1 protein-coding gene is annotated in these 410 nt (G+C 65.4%); it reads right to left on the reverse strand.

Translation table 11 applies throughout. From position 1 onward, the window contains the following. Positions 1 to 103 precede the first annotated feature (103 nt). On the reverse strand, positions 104 to 410 hold a 307-nt coding region (locus EN874_RS32335), incomplete at its 5' end, for an epoxyqueuosine reductase QueH (protein ID WP_189396743.1).

Below are 410 nucleotides of genomic sequence, written 5' to 3' on the forward strand. Positions count from 1 at the left end.
CTGCAGGTCGATCACCAGCAGGGCGACATCGGCGGGCAGGGCGGTCATGGCAGTTCCGGTACAACAGAAGGGGCGACCAGCGTGGCCGCCCCATGCGCACACGTCAATCGCCCTGCGGCGTTCCAGCGTCCTGTCCGTAGTACAGCAGACCGATCCTGATGCGCTCGCGGCCGTTCTCGCGGCGGTGGCGGTTGGCATCGCGCAGCGAGTACACGCAGCCGCAGTATTCCTGCTGGTAGAACTGCTCGCGCTTGCTGATCTCGACCATGCGGCTGGCACCGCCGCCCTTGCGCCAGTTGTAGTCCCAGTACTGCAGGCCTTCATAGCGCGAGGCGGCACGGATGCCGCAGTCGTTGATCTGCGCCATGTTCTTCCAGCGCGAGATGCCCAGCGACGAACTGATGGTGTCG

Source organism: Mesorhizobium sp. M1D.F.Ca.ET.231.01.1.1 (genome assembly GCF_003999155.2).
In the GTDB taxonomy this organism is placed as follows: Bacteria; Pseudomonadota; Alphaproteobacteria; order Rhizobiales; family Rhizobiaceae; genus Mesorhizobium.